General features: G+C 39.9%; 15 protein-coding genes. 2 read left to right on the forward strand and 13 right to left on the reverse strand.

The annotated features are described in order from the left end of the window. Nucleotides 1-43: 43 nt before the first annotated feature. Entirely contained in the window at nt 44-895 is an 852-nt protein-coding gene (locus tag BFG52_RS11025) for a SphA family protein (RefSeq protein ID WP_407639251.1), read from the forward strand. Nucleotides 896-1151: 256 nt separating this feature from the next. Here BFG52_RS11025 and BFG52_RS11030 read toward each other — a convergent pair whose 3' ends face one another. The 13 genes from BFG52_RS11030 to BFG52_RS11090 all read right to left on the reverse strand — a co-directional run bounded on the left by BFG52_RS11030 (nt 1152) and on the right by BFG52_RS11090 (nt 16907). Further along, complete coding sequence (locus tag BFG52_RS11030; RefSeq protein ID WP_067556034.1) at nt 1152-2816, reverse strand: Na/Pi cotransporter family protein; 1665 nt, start codon at nt 2814-2816, stop codon at nt 1152-1154. A gap of 196 nt (nt 2817-3012) precedes the next feature. After that, the gene (locus tag BFG52_RS11035; RefSeq protein ID WP_067556037.1) at nt 3013-3279 is read right to left on the reverse strand and encodes a PAAR domain-containing protein; all 267 of its coding nucleotides are present in this window, start codon (nt 3277-3279) and stop codon (nt 3013-3015) included. Between the two features lie 17 nt (nt 3280-3296). Next, a complete protein-coding gene (locus tag BFG52_RS11040) occupies nt 3297-4052 on the reverse strand; it encodes an OmpA family protein (protein WP_099092670.1) in 756 nt (251 codons plus the stop codon). Between the two features lie 17 nt (nt 4053-4069). Continuing rightward, entirely contained in the window at nt 4070-5029 is a 960-nt protein-coding gene (gene tagF / locus BFG52_RS11045; RefSeq protein ID WP_067556043.1) for a type VI secretion system-associated protein TagF, read from the reverse strand. A gap of 85 nt (nt 5030-5114) precedes the next feature. After that, nucleotides 5115-8912 carry a type VI secretion system membrane subunit TssM gene (gene tssM, locus BFG52_RS11050; RefSeq protein WP_067556046.1) on the reverse strand — a complete coding sequence of 1266 codons (3798 nt, stop codon included), beginning with the start codon at nt 8910-8912 and terminating at the stop codon, nt 5115-5117. A gap of 22 nt (nt 8913-8934) precedes the next feature. Beyond that, entirely contained in the window at nt 8935-10356 is a 1422-nt protein-coding gene (locus BFG52_RS11055; protein ID WP_067556049.1) for a hypothetical protein, read from the reverse strand. Then, nucleotides 10357-11349, reverse strand: coding sequence for a type VI secretion system baseplate subunit TssG (tssG, locus tag BFG52_RS11060; protein WP_067556052.1), 993 nt, complete (start codon nt 11347-11349; stop codon nt 10357-10359). Continuing rightward, nucleotides 11313-13121 carry a type VI secretion system baseplate subunit TssF gene (gene tssF / locus BFG52_RS11065; RefSeq protein ID WP_067556054.1) on the reverse strand — a complete coding sequence of 603 codons (1809 nt, stop codon included), beginning with the start codon at nt 13119-13121 and terminating at the stop codon, nt 11313-11315. Before tssF ends, tssG begins: the two co-directional genes overlap by 37 nt. A 21-nt stretch (nt 13122-13142) precedes the next feature. After that, the gene (gene tssE / locus BFG52_RS11070) at nt 13143-13616 is read right to left on the reverse strand and encodes a type VI secretion system baseplate subunit TssE (RefSeq protein ID WP_067556057.1); all 474 of its coding nucleotides are present in this window, start codon (nt 13614-13616) and stop codon (nt 13143-13145) included. 75 nt (nt 13617-13691) lie between these two features. After that, nucleotides 13692-14195 carry an Hcp family type VI secretion system effector gene (locus BFG52_RS11075; protein ID WP_067556059.1) on the reverse strand — a complete coding sequence of 168 codons (504 nt, stop codon included), beginning with the start codon at nt 14193-14195 and terminating at the stop codon, nt 13692-13694. Nucleotides 14196-14242: 47 nt separating this feature from the next. Beyond that, complete coding sequence (gene tssC, locus BFG52_RS11080; protein ID WP_067556062.1) at nt 14243-15724, reverse strand: type VI secretion system contractile sheath large subunit; 1482 nt, start codon at nt 15722-15724, stop codon at nt 14243-14245. Next, nucleotides 15717-16226, reverse strand: coding sequence for a type VI secretion system contractile sheath small subunit (tssB, locus tag BFG52_RS11085; RefSeq protein WP_067556065.1), 510 nt, complete (start codon nt 16224-16226; stop codon nt 15717-15719). The genes tssC and tssB overlap by 8 nt, the downstream gene beginning before the upstream one ends. 24 nt (nt 16227-16250) lie before the next feature. Next, entirely contained in the window at nt 16251-16907 is a 657-nt protein-coding gene (locus BFG52_RS11090) for a hypothetical protein (RefSeq protein WP_067556068.1), read from the reverse strand. A gap of 381 nt (nt 16908-17288) precedes the next feature. Between BFG52_RS11090 and tssH the strand changes: the two genes are divergently transcribed. Further along, nucleotides 17289-19970: a type VI secretion system ATPase TssH gene (tssH, locus tag BFG52_RS11095; RefSeq protein ID WP_067556071.1), complete on the forward strand. Its 2682-nt coding sequence runs from the start codon at nt 17289-17291 to the stop codon at nt 19968-19970. Nucleotides 19971-20063 lie beyond the last annotated feature (93 nt).

Raw genomic sequence — 20063 nt, forward strand, 5'->3', positions numbered from 1 at the left:
TTGAATAGGATATTCTATGAACAAGAAAAGTTTTTATACTGTGATGTTCGCCAGCATGTTATTTGCCAGCAATTCATTATGGGCGACAGAAAGTGGTTCCGATTCCTTTGCCTTGGGCGCTGAAGGCTTAATGGCTGGTGCACTTCCGCCTGCCGGTGTGTATTTACTAAGCTATTATCAAAACTATCAGGCAGATCATTATGACCAAGGACCTGAACAATTTAAACTAGATGTTAATGCGGTGATTCCACGCCTCATCTGGGTCACTGAACAAAAAGTGCTGGGCGGTCAATTGGGCTTTTATGCCGCACAGCCCATGGTTCATCTCAGATTAGCTGTCAACGGCACGACGGACCATGACACGGCTTTGGGTGATGTGGTTTTGGGCACAATGCTCGGCTGGCATCAGGGTCATCATCACTGGATTGGGGCTTTAGAAACTGTATTAGCAACGGGTGAATATCAGGCACCTGCCCCGCAACAAGTCGTCGCCAATATTGCTAAGAACTATAATACCCTGCGCCCTATTTTGGCTTATAGTTATTTACATCCAAATGGATTGGATCTTTCTACCAAATTGTCGTATAGCTTTAATAGTGAAAATGACAAAACAGATTATAAATCGGGTGAATATTTTGCTGGTGATTATAGTCTAGGTTTTCGCGTGCATGAACATGTCAAAATTGCTGTCGAAGGCTATGCCTTTAAACAAACTCGCTCTGATAAAGTCCAAGGGGAATCGATTGGTCATCGAGGGCAAGTATTTGCAATAGGACCGGCTATTCAATATCAAGATAAAAACTGGGCTTTAGAAGCCAAATATCTGACTGAAACCGCCGTTGAAAATCGCCCCAAAGGTCATAGCAGTTTATTGAAATTAACTTGGGCTTTTTAATGATTCATCCCCAGTAATACCCCCATTGATGAACTAAACGTCACTCACATCAACCACTGATCAAGTCTGAAATCATATGCTTGATCGGTGGCTGTTGCTATGCATAGATAGCGTTTAGACCGATCTAGTATATGACGGATTAAGCTAAAACTGGGTTAGCGTTAAGCCGAGTTAGCTTAAAACTGAGTTAGCGTTAAGCCGAGTTAACTTAAAGCTGGTTTAACTTTAAACCAAGTTAGCTTAAAACTGGGAACGTTTAAGGCTGCTGGCTCATGTCTGGCACGACAGGATCTTGTGTATTTACATCTGTCGATGGTTCAATCGCTTCTTGTTTCAAGATGTTGGCATTTTCATCTAACACATTGGCCAAGCGCTGTGAATGGGCAATCAGTCGTTCTAACCAACGTTGCGCGGCTAATAACTCTAAGCTGGTGGCGGCACTTAACTGATGCGTACCGGCATAATCCATAATCTTCTGCCGCAGTTCATCACGATGTTGGCTTTGCCATGTTTTTAAGTTTTTCAGCTCAATCTGTAAACTCTGCATTTTCTCAATGCTATTAAATTGCTGGATTACCTTATAATGGCTGTCCAAAATGTACATATAATCCAAGGCGACTTGGTGAATAAAAGGCATCGTGCGAAGCAATACCACCCGATTAATCTGTTCTAAGTCATTTCTTAACACACGCACATAAACCATAATACGCAGTAGTGCAATTAAACGTTGTCGATCATTTAAATTATCTGAAACAGGGATTTTATCGAGATAAGTTTCCAATTGCTGAATGATATCGTCCAGCTGTTGTAATTGGCTTTGACTGGGCAAATGCCCATTTTGTAAGGCATCATGCAATAACTCAAAAATTTGCCCCAGTGCCGCATAGATGACATGTTGCGCTGATGAAATCGCTAGACCGGGTACAGAAAAACTCGCTTGATCCAAATAACTGAGAATCTCCGGTTCATGGCTCGGCAATAATCGTACAATCACATGTTGGAGTTGTTGAATAAAAGGTAAGAAAAACAATGCGCCAAAACTACTAAATGCAGTATGAAATGCCGCCACTAAGATTACATCATCGATATGCCCCCATGCGGTATCTACAGTCGCCCACCATAAAAATAGCGGCAGCAATATCACAAAGGCTAAGACAGCACAGACCAAGTTAAAAAAGACGTTGGCAACGGCGGTTCGTTTAGCATTCATCGATGCGCCAACAACTGACAATAAAATAATACTCACCGCCCCCACGTTTTGTCCGATGACCAAAAGCAAAGACTGATGTAGATCAATTGCCCCCGTTGCCAATGCGGCTAATGTGGTGGTAATGGCGGCGGTAGAAGATTGCAGGAGCACCGTCATGATGACGCCGATTAAAACCAATATTAATTGTGCCCAAAGCGTGGCATAACCGAATACCGAAAAATCGACTTGTGTGGCAACGCCGGCCATGGCCACTTGCAATAAATCAATCCCATAAAACATCAAGCCAAAACCCGCCAAGGCAAAACCGAGTAAACCGGCTTTACCCTTGAGCAGCAATTTCATGATGGCGCCTAAGCCAATGATAGGTAAGGCAATAGTGCCGATGGAAAACTTTACCCCCAATAAAGCCACCAACCAGCCGGTACTGGTGGTGCCGATATTGGCACCGATCACTACGCCAATGGCCTGACTAAAATTTAATACCCCAGCACTGACAAAACCAATGGTTGCTAAAATCGTGGCGGTGGATGAATGCATGATTAAAGTTAGCCCCAAACCTGACCCAGCAGCCTTTAAGGGCGTGCGAGTAAAACGGGTTAACCATGATTTCAGCGTTCCACCAGCTAAGGCTTTAAGACTATCGGTCATTAAAGTCATTCCGATCAGGAATATCCCCACGCCACCACAAAATTGAGCAATGATTTGATACATAGAAAATCTTTTGATTAATGATTTTAAAATTAAATACTTAGAACGTACTTACTGGGAAAATTGCGACTTACGCATGCGACTGTTGATCCTAAGCTGTGCATGCTTTTTATGCAATACAAATCTTTGCGCTTGACGTTGATAAAACCGTTATGCTCCCCAAAATGCTGGCGCTGCTCTATTTCAAGTGCTGCTGGCTTTAATTGTCCCCGACCACCAAGGCTTGTTTAGGCAATAATTTACAACCGCAGGACAATGAATCATTAACACGGGCGGCAGCTTTACCCATTACCAACATATGCGTATCGCCACTCACTATCGATGCCACCGTCTTATGTAAAGGACAAATGGCTTTATCCCCAACACAAGCAACGGCAACACCATCAATTAAGAAATGACTATCACCTGTAATCACCACCCCGCCACCTGTAGTTGGGCAACCCACAGTAATATAAGGCTGTGTCATTGCATTCTCCTTAAAGATTATAATACTTCAAATTCAATACGACGGTTTTTCTTACGACCTTCGGCAGTGGCATTATCAGCAACTGGTTTTTCTGATCCCAAACCGGTTGTACTGAGTCTTTCTGCTGGAATATTTTTGCCTATCAAATATTTTTTTACTGCTTCCGCACGTTCCAAACTTAATTGCAAATTCTTTTGTGGCACCCCTGAACTGTCGGTATGCCCAATAATTTTCACGCTTTTACCTTGGACTCTATTGAGTGCAAGCGCCATTTCATCCAAAATCTGAGTACCTGTTGCAGTCAGGATTGCACTACCAGATTCAAACTCAATAATACGGTTCTTCAGTGCATCATCAACGATTTTCTGTTCTGCTTGATTAACAGAAAGCTGGGCATTAAAACGATATGGCGCTTGCACCAAGGTTTGAAAGGCGGCTGTTGTTGGTTGAATCTCGGCTGGGTTTGACATTTTACCGCTTAACTCAACTTGTGTACCGCGCACCGACAGTTTACCTTGACTCACTTTTTTTAAATCGGGCGTAATGACTTGCGTCACCGACTCACTCCAACCATTGGGCGCGGCGACTGCTTTGACCTGAATTTTATCGACAACTTGATCATTGCCATAGACAGCACGCATCTTGGTCAAGATCACTTGTTTACTCGCCTCATTCGGCACTACCCCTTCGACCACAATCGGTTGTGCCATGGTGTATAAACTAAAACCCAGCCCAATGGCGGCAAATAAACTTTTTAGCAGTACGGTTTTCATTTTATTCATCTTGTCATTCAACCATCTATAAATGTTTGTCTAAATAATTTTATGGCTTGCTTCAAGCTCAATTGTCTTTCACACAAAGACTGTTCTAATGCTGCAAGCCCAGCATTTTGCTCTAAATAGGGATCGACCCATTGCGCATTTAAAAGCGAGACCCAACGCTCATGACTGAGATCTTGAATAAAAATATCACTCAATGCTGCAATATCCGCTCCTTGAAAACCAAATAGCAATACTGGCGACTCCGCATGCAGTAAACCCACCAAAACCTCAGCATTTTGATATTCTAAAAAACCACCAATCAAGCTCACCCAAAATGCGGCGATTTCATAACAATAATTGGGATTATTGACAGGTAAAATCAAAACCTTATTGAGTTTTGAAGTACCATGCTGAATGACTGGCTGTAATAATAAACCTAAACCAATTAAACTTTGTGCCAAGGCATAGGGACTGATTTTTAATAATTGTGAAAAAGAATGCATGGTGTGGTTTTCAAAGAATGCACTACTTTCCATCACACTAAAAGCATCAATTTCTTGCCCAAGTTGGTTGAGCTTTTCCAATAAGATTTCGGCATTGTCTATATTTCGAATATTTCTATTTTTTTGAAATAAATCGATGAGAACCAACTTATAAATATAAGGCGCATATTGTAAATTTTGCAGCGGCTGCTGAACTTCCAATAAGTGCCCTAATACCATGGGAAAACGTCGACCAGAACTATCATGACTGCTAATCAAATTGGCGACTAAAAATAATGGTTCTTGTGGGTTGCCAATAAAAAAGTCTAATGCTGGAAGTGTTTGATAGGCATCGTCAAATGTTATATGTTGCATGGCTTGTTCAAGTGCTTCCGTAATCCACTGATCAATCACCTGAATCAATGCATATTGCCCTTGGCTCTTTAAGAAATCGCCACGTGCTGGGCTTTTACCAAAATAAAGTGGTGTAGATTTTATTCGTTGCATAATACATCCTCTGCACAGCAGGCTTTGACTATCGGCAGTATGGTGTACAAACACCATACTGTTGTTGCAGATTTATAATGCACCTTTAAGGGCTCGGCGCTGCTGACTGCGGTGCCGCAGTTGCAGGCGCTTTTTGTGCAGCGACCACACGGGTAACTTTATTCATGACGACTTTATCGACTAACTGTAAGCTACTATAGCCACGACCAGCCCCAACTGCGCCACCACTATTGCCACTAATCAAACGGAAATTGGTTTTCACAAATAAGGATGGATCTTTGGCACTAGCCCAAGTCATTTCAAAACCACCACTCTGCTGTTTGCGTTGTGCAGAATCAATCAGTTTATTGATACCGTATTCACCCGGTGCTTCAAAAATCGTATGCGTTTGCCCTTCTAAGTCCACGGCAGTGATACGTACGCCCGGAATCGCACTCGGGTTTGGCCATACGAAATTCACCCATTGTTGCACACCATTTTCATAGACTAAACGTTGACCGTCGATATCCATGGTATAAGACAGCAATTTCGGGTTCGGCAATGGGAAGAACTGGAAATTCGACTGATTACTAGCAGCTGGTGCTTGAGTTTGATTGAGCTCACCGGTAGCCACGCCATTGGCTGGTGCCACATAACGTTGGAAATTGCTCACAAAATCTGGACTTAACCCAATACCCAAATCTTTCCACGTTTTCGAGGACAAGGTATAGCCACGACGGATCACCAGTGGATCTAGTACATCTTTGACAAAACGCGCGATACTACCATTTTCACCAAAAATCTGACCAATTTCGGCAGCATTGGCCTGAATCGTCGCAGAGGAGTTAAATGGATATTTTTGGCTCAAATTTTGTGTAAAGGGTTGATACGCCTGCATCACCCATAATTTATTAATTTCATCTTGTGCTGGCACCAATAGCGTATCAAAGGCTTGGGTCAAGGGACTGACTAAAAGCTTTTGTACCGTTTGCTGATCAGTACCATTGAGCCCAACCAATAGTTTTTCATCAACTATTTTTTGCGTTTCATTGAATACTGAGTTTTGATCATTAATGGTTTGTTTGACCAAAAGCAATGCATTTGGACCAAAGTCACCTGCATTTTTTAAATCATTAAACTTACTCCGCACCTGTGCGAGCTTGCTGAGATATTCATCTAATAATGATTTATTCTGCTGATCATCACGTTTGCGCACCAATTGATAAAATACCGAAAACTCTTGAGAAATAGCACCTTGAGCTTGTGTCATTGCCCGATTGACAGCGACGTCATTGCCTTGTCTTAAGACTTTGCGTTTAAACCAAGCCACAAAGCCCGTTTGTGGGGCTGCCAATTCGGCTTGTACAACTGGATTATCCCAACTGGTTTCTTTCGCCACACGATCCATAAAAATACGAATCGGAGAATTTTGTGGCTCACCCAGATTATCGATAATATTGGCTTCAGTTTTAAAATCGGCACCTTTGGCATAATGCACAGCACTTAAGAATTTTTTCCATTCAGCAATATAGTTTTGTTTATAAAGCTGAGTCAGTTGCTTACGAATTTGATCGGGACTACCACTAAAAGTCAAATCATCAGATTGTGTGGTATTTAAGACCCAATCTTTGCTATCGGTGGGCTGATTGGCTGCCTCATCAATGGCTTGTGCCACATACTCATCCCAAGCTTTTTGGGTGAAAATCCCCGGTAAAGCATAGCCACCCAAAACAAAACTCTTATTTTGCTCACCGACAATTTGCGCAACCGTTACCGCTGGATAACGTACAGCAGCACGCATTTTAATTTCGTTATACACACGATCGCGTGCAGGCATACCACGCACCACAGCCACTAAGACCTGACGTGTTTGATCAACCAATTGTGCATCGGCGGGCAAACTAGGGAACTGTGGATCATTGGCTAAAGTCATGGCATAGCTTAAGACTTGCTCTGCTTTTTGAATCATATCGCCACGTGGCATTTGACCGGCATTGGCTTCTAACCAAGTACGCCAGAATTTAGTGACTTGATCACTCAAATGGCTTGAATCCATATACTGTGGATTGCTCAACATTAAATATGCTTTGAGCGCATTATAAGCATCTTGAGGATTACTATCTGAAGGTTCAAAATATTGTTGCTGGGCTTGTGTGCTAGAGCTTTGTTTAATCTCCACATTGACATGGTTCGCTTTGAGCGTTTCCTCATTATTCTTCACACGCAATAAGTACTGAGCAATATTTTGTTGTGTCGGTTGTAAAACAATTTGTTTTACACCATTTAAATACTCCGCACGGAGTTTTTCACGCAGTTTATTCCCTTGGTATAAACCAAAAGATAGTTTTAAAGGACGATCTTCAGCAAAAGCATCCAATTGTTGCAAACGTTTTTGTAAAATCAACAAAGCATCTAATTGGGTTGCCAATTGCCCCCCTGAACTTTGTTCCATTTGCACAACTTTATTTAAGTCTGCTTGTACATCTGCAATCAATTGCTGGTTATTGCGATAAGAATAAACCCAGACACCCAAGACAATCGATACACCGACTAAGGTTGCAATAAAACCTAAATAACGCTGACGTTTCTTGGCTGGATTAATATGTTGTTTGACCAGATTCTTGTCTTTTAAAATAACATCAGAAAATAAGCCTTTTAAGAAATAGCCATGATTCTGTGAAATCGACTGCTGTGATGCATCTTGATCTGAACCTGCAATTTTAGATAACTGAAACTCTTGAGCAATTTGTTCAGTCATTGGGCTTTCAATAATGCCTTCTTGTAAAGCACTGGTAAAATAAAAGCCTCGGAAGACAGGTTTAAATTGGTATGGATTATCTTCAAATAATGTACCCACAAAACTTTTTAATGCCGGTTTGAGGGTCTTAAACTCTAAAGGGAAAGTCATCACACTTGGAGAAATATTCTGCGCATGGCGACGGCTTAAATGCGTGGTACTGACACTTTTTAAACCGTCATACAAAATATTATAATGCTTTTCAAATAACTCAACGGCATTATGAGAAGACTCAGCATCATAGGCTAAAGTTGCCCCCCAAACCTGATCAAACTCCTGACCTTCATAACATTCGAAGAAATCAGTAAAACCTGCAATCAAATCCATTTTGGTAAAGACCAAATAAACCGGCGCAAAAACTTCTAAGTTCTCGGTAAGATCTTGGATCCGTGCGCGTAAATTTTTAGCCAACTGTAATGATTTTTCTGGGCTTTGACTGATTAACTCAGCCACACTGACCACCACGATCAAACCATTAATAGGGGCTTTTGATCTGTTTTTCTTTAATAGATTTAAAAATCCCAGCCAAACATCATGGTCTTCGGCATAGACTGAATAACGACCCGCTGTGTCGAGTAATACCCCTTCCGTAGAAAAAAACCAATCACAATTGCGCGTACCACTTAAGCCGGCTGAAACGACCTTTTGATGAGTTTCTTCAAATGGAAATTTTAAACCCGAATTATAAATAGCCGAGCTTTTACCTGCTGCTGGATTACCAATCACCATATACCATGGCAACTCATATAATGCGGCATTGCCTTTTTTATCACCAAGCTTGGACTTTCGAATCAATTGAATAGATTCTTTCATCTGCTGGTTAATCAGCTGTAATTCTTCTTTATCTTTGCTCTTACCGTATTCGGCTTCGGTTTCTTTTTCAATCGCATCAGCGATTTCTTCCCCTTGTTTGGCATGGCGTCTACGCTGAATCAACCAATAGATGCCATAACAAATCAATCCCAATACATACGTGGCCGCTAAAGCCCAAAATATAGACCGAGAAATCACATTATATGACGACAGCAATGCCACAAATAAGGACAATGCTATAATCGCTTTGGGGTTGGTAATGTATTGCCACAAGTAGCCTAATATCGTATACATTGTTTTCTCGTTTGACTAAATGTTATAAATCTTCACTAAGTATGTGTTGTTGATCTGCAGCTGTAATAATGACCTGCGTCGTTGGCTCATCTGAGCTATAGACCAAACTGCATTTATCATCAGAAACTTGTAGCCCTAATATAAAGCTATAAATCGTTGCTAAGTTCTGACTATGACCAAGACTCCCTCGGCTATAGAGAAAATGATAGGACTCGATCGGCGTTTCTGCGAAGTTTTTACTCACTTTCTGTATAGTTTTGACTTGAGTAATATCATCTGCAATAACCACACATGGTTCTTCCAAGTCATATTGTGGTAATTGCTCAAGCCCAAGCTGCTTTAATTGTTGTGCTAAGTTATTTTGATGCAACACGACATTTAATGTTTTGTGCGCTTTTAAATTGAGAACCTGAACATGGGCTGGTGCAATACAACAACTCGCAGCAAATTCAGCAGGTACATACGCTTGGGTCGACCATAAACGATCATCTAATAAATCTTGATCCAGTTCTGAATCGGCAACCAACAATAAAGACAATTCAAAATCATTTTTTTGAATCTGCTGTACTAACTCAATCCATTTATGATAGGCATTCTGCGCACTCCAATAATGATATTCTACTTGCACTTGCTGTTGAATAACACCCAATTCAAACATCATATTTTTTAGATATTCACTACTCAACGCTTCATCCCACAGATGTAGCATATTTTCCGCCAAGACCACATGTATATTCAAACGGTTTAAACGTGGTACTTCTGGTGCCGTTGTAAGTGCTATTTCTACTTCTTCAGCCTTAAAATCTGGATTAATCCAAGCTGGATGCATCCGGTAGGCATAAGCCAATTCACGATCATAAAATAACGCCGATTGTCTTAAATGCTCAGCTATTTGATAAATACTCTCTATATGCTGATTAAATTGTTGTGCTAATAATACCATGACGCGTTTTTGTAGATCACTCATCGGCTCATCAGCAAACTGCTCAAGTAATGCCTCATCTAATGCCTCAATACGATGTGCCAATAAAGCAATACCCTGAGCATTCACCAACTGCGCATCTAAATTTGGACTAAAGTTTTCCAATGCTTTGTCAAATAAAGTTGCATTTTCGCCATGCGCATTTTGTAATGCCGTAGAAAAGACTTGAAAAGAAAGTAACTCAACAGCTTGCTGGCGATCTTGATATTCATCATGCGTAGCAGCCTGTTCTTGCTCTTTTTTAAGCTGCTGTTGTAAAGCTTTATTTTTTTTATAATGATAAAACTTCCACAAAAGATAAGGGCTTAAAACCAATGCGCTGATTCCAAGTGGAAGCAACCCTAAATACAGTAATAAATCTTGCTTTGATGGGTCAAAACCCGCATCTCGCCAATAAAACACCACCACCGCGCATGTGATTAGAAAAATACTGAGTAAGGTCGTGATTATAATTTTTATCATTTATGCTGCTCCAATTAATGGATAACAGGTCTCGGCATTTTCTGTAGGATCTTGCGGCATCAGAAAAGTACCTCGTCCCAAACCAGCTGCAGCTTGATTATTCAACTGCACGGCTAAAACGGCTTCTTTGGCGAGAATAATACGTAAATCTATAAATAGCGTGGGAATACACCAGCTTTGAATAATGCTCTTAATCTTTTCACTCTGTTTTTGCTGCGGCAAATATTCTAGGTATTCTTGATAACTCAATGGTCCAACCTGAATCTCAATCTTGCCATCGATTTGCCGGATGCTATCGCCACAAAATGTATTTAGCCCTAACAAGCAGGCACCACCTTGACCTAAACGTGTTTTTTGATCATCGGCAAGTTTAAATTTCTCTTCAACAAACTCTTTAATTTTGACCTGTTGTTTTAAAATACAGCGTAACATGGTCTGCAAGGCATGCGCGGTATTATTCTGCCCCTGCATTAAGCCAGCAAATTCTGCAAAGTAATCGTCTAATTCAACTTGTTGATGCTGACTACTAATATAACCATTCAATGCATGTAAGATATTGAGATAATGGTTTTCAGCCTCAATTTCATAACGAATCGGTAAGTTATAGGCAAGACTGGCATCGACATATTGTGCGGTCAGCTTATGGTTAAATAACCCCATAAACTTTTGCACAGACTCCCGTTGCTTGCGCGCAGACTGCTTAATTTTATTGGTGTAATTATAAGGCAAAGCACCTTGAATACCGGTTAATCCCACCAGCAGATTTCTCACTGCAACTTTTTCATCCACCCGGGTTAAAGATTCTATTTCTGCTGTAGGAAAATTTAAGTTTAAAGAGCTTTCAAAATAAAAATCGTTCGCCCAATATTTACTGTGCTGCTGATAAGGAACATGTCTAAGTAAACGTGTTACTTGAATAAACTCAAAAGCCGTAGGAACTTTAAAGAGTTGATCGATTACAGAAGCTTCTTGCCACCAACGTTCTGTACGCATTGGTATAACTCCTGTCCTGAACTTTCATCAAAAATACTGACATCTACAAAACTATTCATTTGCACTTTTAGGTTAAATACATAACTCACCAACTGACTAAATAAATATAGACTATGACCACGAAATACCTGAGATCGAATATGCAGTAATACTTTTACCCCACGCACAAACATCGGGAAAGGTTTTGCTTCCACCAATTTATGCGTCAGTTCAAACTTGATCTGTTGAATTGCATCAATAATAAGATGGTTTTCTTTGGAGCGCGGTAAGTTGTACAGCTCAAGTAATTCTTTCAAATGACTGACGGCATCTCCTTTCATCAATGCAACGGTATTGAGTGACAAGTGGGAAATAATTCGCCATTGCTCTTTTTGATTCTGAGAAAAGAAATAGGGCTCAGTCGGTCGTTTTAACACCAATGCGCGCCTAGCCATACTGGCATCGTTAAGATTTAATACATTATTGGACAAACTTAGTGCTTCATGTGGCAGATCACCATTTGAGCAAAGCAACACGGTACTAATAAAATCTGATTTGATTTCGTATGGCGATAAATGCTTGGAAATAATCGAATAGCCCGCTGCGACATGTTTACTTTGATATTGTTTCAAATTGGTCGCATAGAAAAACTGCACATTTTTACCATAATAATGACTCATAGCAAAAAATGGTAAAATTGGATAATTTACATTTTCCTCATTTTGTTTCTCACGAATCATCTGCATATCGATAATATTATAAACTTGATATAACTCAGGATGATGTGCATCAGTAATTAAAGGATATTCTAATTGTTTGTGATTTATTTTTTGCGGTTCGGCATTTTTTTCAAATAAATTTACCGCGGGGCTAGTAAATAATTTAAAATTTGCCACATTCAATTCAGAATAGTTTCTAACAATAGCCTGATCATTTAAATTGAGTTTTAAATGAATATGTATTTCAAAAACATTCTGATTTTCTGCTAAATGTTTTAAGAAATTTAAATTCAGTTTTAAATAACTGAATTTCTCTGGAAAACAAAAATATTCTAAGAGTAAGCGATATGCATGATGGGTATGCTCATCAATCGGTAATAAACTTTCTGTTTCATCAAAACCCATAACACTAAAAGGATTTTTGATTTCAATGACACGCTGCCCAAACTTAAGACTAAAACTACTGTCTTTTCTAAAAATTCCATCCAGAACTTGTAGCGGAAAATTTGATATAGCGTCTAAATAAATCGGTAATGTCTCATGCTGTAACCAAGCATTGGCATCATTGAATATTTCAAAACGAAGGCTTAATGTTGCATTCTGATTCAAATGCATATGTGAGCTTGGATTGGTTTTGAAATCCAAAGCGAGTAATTGCAAAGGCAATAACCGCACAGTTTGACTGGTCTGAAACTCACACTGTACGCCTTTAAAACTACGTGATTTTAAAATGGTATGTGCAGGAATTAAATGTGCTTCAGTCAATTGTTTTTGTTTATTACTATCTTCAAAACTGACAACTGTACATGCAGGAAAATGCCTTAAATACTGCGGAAACATGACCTCAAACAATGCCCGCGTAAACACGTCATAGCTCTCTGCAAGCTTTTTATCGACACGTGCAGCAATCAATGAAAAAGCCTGAATCAGCCTTTCAATATGAGGATCATCAATTTGTTCTTGATTTAATGAAAGTCGTTGTGCAATTTTAGGGTATTTCTCAGCAAAATCTCGAGATTGCTGACCAAATTCTTGTAATTGTTTTTCGTAATAAGGTAAGAGTTCCTCAATCACGTTCACCATCCTCTAGCTACCCTATGACTTTGCAGAAATAACATATTGTTGTGTTGTTGGCTTTAATAATGCATCAAAAATAACCGGTTCATATAAGGGATGAATATTTAAGTAAGCTTGAATACTCAAACACAATGCCCCCATATTATGTCCATCTAAAAGCATTTCCACCTTAACCTGACGTAATCTTGGCTCATGTGCAGAAATGGATGCTTCAATTGACTGACAAATTTTATCTCGATCCATGGGATTGGCTGTCGAGAGTCCAACAAAATCTATAATTCCGAATTGTAATACTGATTTTTTGACCAATGGATAATCATCAATAACATCATCTAACTTCGCCATACGATTATTGAGTAAGTCTTCTAAATCACGTGCAACAGACTCACGTAATTCTTGTATAGATAGCCCTTTACTCTCTTCATCTTCTGGCAGTAAACGATCAAATAATGTAGCTCTGAACCCATAAGGATATAATTGATCTAAATTCATTTTATATATCTAAATGCAGTTAAAAATAGAGAGCACATCGACTGCTCTCTATTTTTAATAGTCATTTCTATCTGATTAAGCTGAATATGAAGCTGTATTATTAGAAAGCGACCATTTTTTAGTAACTGCACCTTTGGCAGTACCGTTAATATCTTGTTGGTTATAAGTCCACTCAACAGCTGCGTATTTCAAACCAAATGATTCAGTTGGAACACCTTCTTCATTTACAACTGGCGTTACGCTAGAAACCAAAACGTGTTTCAACTTAACCTGTAGGTATTTGATACGTTTGTCACCATTGGCACGATAGAAATCGATTTGCACTTCATCAAAAGTGTAACCAGCAGAACACGCTTCCCATAGTTTTGGACTGGTTGCATCCAAATCTTTCACAAAAACCATGTCAGAGTGTTCAACACGTTCTGCAGTATGACCACCAACACTTGATGAAGTTGCTGATTTTGGCTGGCGGATATTATGCGACCAAGAATTAACTTCTAGCCATCCTTTGTGTTCTGAATCACGAGACTCGCCATCAACTTTATATTTACCATTGAATTGTACGTATATGTCTTTCATGTGCGTTATACCATCTTATTAAGTTTATTATTTAGCTGCTTAAAGGATTAATTAGAAGACTGAGGTAACTCAGTGACAAGTCGTAAAGAAACAGACAACTCATCCAGCTGGAAATGCGGTCTTAAAAAGACCACAGACTTGTAGTGCCCAGGCTCAGCTGGATTCTCTACAACTTTTACTGACGCTTCTCTAAGTGGAAACTGGGCTTTCGCCTCTTGTGATGCCCCATCGTCAAGTAACACATATTGTGCTAGCCATTCGTTTAAAAAGGCTTCAACATTACCTGCCGAAGCAAAACTACCAACCTTATCACGCATCATTGCTTTTAAATAATGGGCAATACGAGAAACAGCCATAATATATTGAATTTGACTAGACAATGCTGAGTTTGCATTGGCCGTATCACTATCATATTTTTTAGGTTTTTGCGCAGATTGAGCACCAAAAAATGCTGCATAATCTGTGTTTTTACAATGAACAAGTGGAATAAACCCTAAATCACTCAGTTCTTTTTCACGACGGTCTGTAATGGCGATTTCAGTTGGGCATTTAAAAGCAACTTCACCATCAACCGTTTTAAACGTATGCACTGGCAAGCCTTCAACCAAACCACCACCTTCAACACCGCGAATGGCAGCACACCAACCATGCATATCAAAAGCATTGGTTAAACGGGTACCAAAGGCATACGCAGCATTCATCCATAGGTACTCGTCATGATTTTGACCAGAAACACTTTCGACGAAATTGAAACCTTCAGTCTGTGTACCCTCTTTCGGATGATAAGGTAAACGCCCCAGTACCCGCGGCATCGTTAAGGCAACATAGCGTGAGTCATCACTTTCACGGAAAGAACGCCATTGTACATATTCGGCTGTTTCAAAGATTTTTGAAACATCACGTGGGCGATCGATATCGGTAAAGGATTCTAGGCCCAGCATATTTGAACATGCTGCAGAAATAAACGGTGCGTGCGCAGCAGCAGCCACATGCGATATTTGCTCAAGCAAATACATATCTGAAGGAATACGGTCGAATTCAAAATCACCAATGAGCGTCGCATAAGGTGCGCCACCAAATGACCCATATTCCTCTTCATAGATCTTTTTAAACAATGTGCTTTGATCAAAATCAGTCGCACTTTGGAAGTCTTTGATCAATTCTTTTTTAGTCGTATTCAACATCCGTATCTTAATTAAAGGATTAGATGGAGATTCTTGACAGAAATAATATAAACCCCGCCATGTCGACTCAATTTTTTGAAACTCAGCAGCATGCATGATTTTACTGAGCTGGTTTGATATCAATTCATCAATTTCAGCAATACGTTTATCAAGCGATAAAGTCATGTTTTCAGAAACCGTAATGGTTCCTGCCATAACTTCTTTGGCCAACTCAGCAATCAAGCTTTTGGCACGCCCATGCTCTTCATCATTGCGAGCAATGCGGCTTTGCTCAACGATTGAATCGAGTAAATTTACGCCCTCAGCTTGTGCTTGAGGTGCAGCAGTAGCTTGCATATTACTCATCTTCGCCCCCTGCTTCTTTGCTTAATTGGCGAACTTGTTCAGTATTTTTAAGGACATCATCCAACAAATCTTCTAGACGTTCGCTATTGGAAATTTTATTACGTAGATCAGTTAATCGCTCGCGTGCTTCTAACAGTTTTCGTAGCGGATCGACTTGTTGCACAATGCTTTCTGGTCGGAAATCTTCAATAGAATTAAAAGTTAAATCTACCCCCATACGCCCACCTTCTTCGGTCAAGGTATTTTCAACCTGAAACGCAGCACGTGGTGCTAAAGACTCCATCACTTCATCGAAATTTTCCAAATCGACATTAATAAATTTTTTATCTTTTAATTTAGTTTTCTCTAGCTCTGAAGCCGCAGAAAAGTCAGCCAAAACACCAACAACAAAAGGCAATTCCTTAATTTCTTTGCCGTCCCCGACTTCTACGTCATAGGTGAGTTGTACACGAGGTGGGCGAATACGTTGCAATTTTTTTTGCACACTTTCACGTTTTGCCATAATTTTTTCTCTTTTTAAAAATACTTACTTAAACAGTCCCTGAAATGGAGAAGGATTACGCGGTTGAGCCTGAGTTCTTGGTGGGGTCTGAGCTCTTGGTGGAGTCTGTGCCCGTGGTGGGGTCTGTGCTCTTGGTGGAGTCTGTGGTTTAGGACGAGCTGTTGTTGCACGCGTCACAGACTTACTTACCGTTACTTCCTCAACGAGTTCTTTTTCTTGTGCTAATACCGTAGCGGGTTTCGCTTGATCAATCAAATCGACTAACGCTTTTGCTGGCGGATAAGTTGTTTCAGAACTTAAATAGCGTACTTCATCTTCACGAATTTGTTTTAAGGCTTTTGTAGCCAATGTCGTGCCGATTAAAAACTGCGTATCCGTCAAAATATGACTTTTAACCTGGCGACTTTCTAATTCAGTGATTAATTGCAACGCTTTGTTATCATGCCCCAATTGCTGAAAGCGTTGTGTCGCTAGCACTAGATAGGCATCACGATCTGCTGCCTTACTCTTGTCACACACTTGGGAATATATGCCGAGGAGCGTTGGATCTGTCTCGCCTTTGACCAAAGGATTGTCTTTAATACATGCTTTTTTTAAGCTAATTTCAGAACCACTCGCAACAGTTGCTTGTGACAATGCTGCACTAACGAGAAAAGCACTTACTGCAAATATTCTTTTCAAAACCAACCTCAATAATCGTTTTAGATTTCTTAATTTAGATATCTATATCATTTAGAATATCTCTAGCTTGTTAACGCATCATTAAATTTTATTCAACTTAGAAATCAATCGCATTAATATTGTAAAGCATTAATCAAGCAACACATATTTAAAAATAATACAACCTTACAAATAACTTTACAACTTAATATAACCATACAACTTAAAATGAATTAAACACAAGTTTATACAAAAGTTTATTTTTTTATGTAAAATAATCCTCAATTTAACATAGATAACACGTCGAACATTTAGTTTTCACAAATCAACAATTAATGTAAGACAACCACATAGCAACTGTTTGACAAGACGTCAGCATTAACTTTATTACTGAGCGCAACGATGAATAATTTGAAAATATTAATTACAAAACTATCTAAACCTGCCAGAACAGCTTTAGAAAAATCGGCTAACTTTTGTATATCGCAACAAAATTATGAAATTGAAATTGAGCATTTCTTGTACGAAATCTTAAAGGATTCGAGTAAAAATGATTTACAACTTTTACTAAACAAATACAAAGTCTCAACAGAAGACTTATGTAAGGATTTACTAGAAAATATTCAACAGCTTCCTAAAGGAAATACCCGCACCCCTGTGTTTGCGCAGTCTATTATTCGACTATTAGAACAATCTTGGCTATTGGCTTCAGCAGACCAAAATCCAATGATCCGCAGTGGGCATTTACTGGTGGCACTAACGACTGCCCCTGATCTATATCAGATGGCTATGCGCGCTTCCAGTCTATTTGAACAACTTCCTATCGACACCCTGAAGCATAAATTTTTAGAGTTCTGCCATAGCAGCAGTGAACAGCAAACAGCTGCAACTGACAGCGATCAACAGTCTGCTACAGCAGCACAAACGGCTGCTCCCGATCAGCATAAAACACCTGCTTTAGATCAATACACCATTAATCTGACACATAAAGCACAAAACGGCGGTATTGACCCAGTGATTGGTCGTGAATTTGAAATACGCTTAATGCTCGATATTTTAATGCGCCGACGCCAAAACAACCCGATTCTGACCGGCGAACCCGGGGTCGGAAAAACTGCTGTTGTCGAAGGGCTTGCTTTAAAAATCGCCAACAACATGGTCCCGGATGCCTTAAAAAATGTGCAAATTCATGTGCTGGATATGGGACTACTACAGGCAGGCGCTAGCGTAAAAGGTGAATTTGAAAACCGTTTAAAACAAGTCATTCAAGAAGTGCAGAGTGCAACACAACCTATTATTTTATTTATAGATGAAGCGCATACTTTGATCGGTGCCGGCGGACAAGCTGGGCAAAATGATGCCGCAAACTTACTCAAACCCGCACTGGCGCGTGGTGAGCTAAGAACAATCGCTGCAACAACCTGGGCAGAATACAAACAATACTTTGAAAAAGATGCTGCCTTAAGTCGTCGCTTTCAAGTGGTGAAAATTGAAGAGCCAACGGAAGACGTTGCGATTGACATGTTACGCGCCATGATTCCAGTAATGACAGCGCACTTCAATCTCGCCATTGATGATGAGGCGATTGTGACTGCCGTACATGCATCACATCGTTACATCAGTGGTAGACAACTCCCAGATAAAGCAATCAGTGTATTAGATACGGCTGCAGCACGTGTTGCCCTGACCCAAAATGCTGAACCGGTCAAACTGGATCAATTAACAGCACAATTACACAATTTAAACCTAGAGCGTAATATTCTCAGCAATGAACACCAACAAAGCCCGATTCATGAACAACGCCTAAAGCAACTCGCACAAGAGATTGCGGCACTCACAGCAGAAATCAGTCAGACTCAGCAACAATGGCAAGCTGAACTAAATCTTGTAAATAAAATCAAAGCCTTACAAGTAGATAATCATGAGCAATTGAGTGATAATGCTCAAGAGATCAATCAATTACGTGCTGAATTACAAGCTTTGCAAGCACAACAAACACTCGTTTTTGAACGCGTAAACGCCAATATTATCAATGAAATTATTTCTGACTGGACTGGTATTCCCGTTGGGAAAATGGTTCATGATGAAATTAAGCAAATCCTCAGCTTGGAAGATAAACTTGAGCAACGTGTCATGGGACAAGACTACGCTTTACAGCAACTGGTCAAAGGCATTAAAACCTCCAAAGCTAAACTAGAAGATCCCAATAAACCACAAGGTGTGTTTATGTTGGTGGGTCCAAGTGGTGTGGGTAAAACAGAAACAGCACTCGCCCTTGCCAATGAGCTCTATGGCGGAGAATCGCATTTAATTACCATTAATATGTCGGAATACCAAGAAGCACATACCGTATCATCGCTTAAAGGCGCACCGCCAGGATATGTGGGTTATGGACAAGGTGGGGTATTAACTGAAGCCGTCAGACGTAATCCTTATAGCGTAGTATTGCTCGATGAAATTGAAAAAGCACATCCAGATGTGCAAGAGTTATTTTATCAAGTCTTCGATAAAGGCACCCTAGAAGATGGTGAAGGTCGAGTAATTGATTTTAAAAACACCACGATTTTATTAACCTCAAATGTTGGCTCTAATGTCATCATGCAAGCCTGTATCAATACCCCAGTTGAAGAGTGGCCAGATGCTGAGCAGTTAATTGATCAACTCAAACCGAGTTTATATAAGCAGTTTAAACCAGCATTTTTAGGTCGCATGCGTATCGTGCCGTATTTTCCTTTACATGATGATTTACTCGTTCGTATTATCCATCATAAACTAGGTAAAATTATTGATCGTCTACATAAACAATATGCAACTGAAGTGCAATATGGTGATGATCTAACTGAGTTACTACTGAGCCGTTGTACAGAAGTCGATAGTGGTGCACGTAATGTGGATCATATTCTGACCTCATCTGTGCTTCCGGCATTGGCAACTCAGATTTTAATTGCCATTAGTGAACAAAAAATACCTAAGCTGATTCGGATTGAAGTGAAAGATGATGACATTATGTATCAACTTGATCCTGAGCAAAAGGTGGCGAAAAAAAGAGCACCAGCGAAAGCTAAAAAAACCACGACTGAATAACAATGACTGCCTTCGCGCAACATTAACTACACGTCATGGCAAAACACAATATCGCCTAAAGCTAATGAAGTAAGAGCAATTGAGTAAGAGCAA

The organism is Acinetobacter larvae (assembly GCF_001704115.1).
Taxonomy (GTDB): domain Bacteria; phylum Pseudomonadota; class Gammaproteobacteria; order Pseudomonadales; family Moraxellaceae; genus Acinetobacter; species Acinetobacter larvae.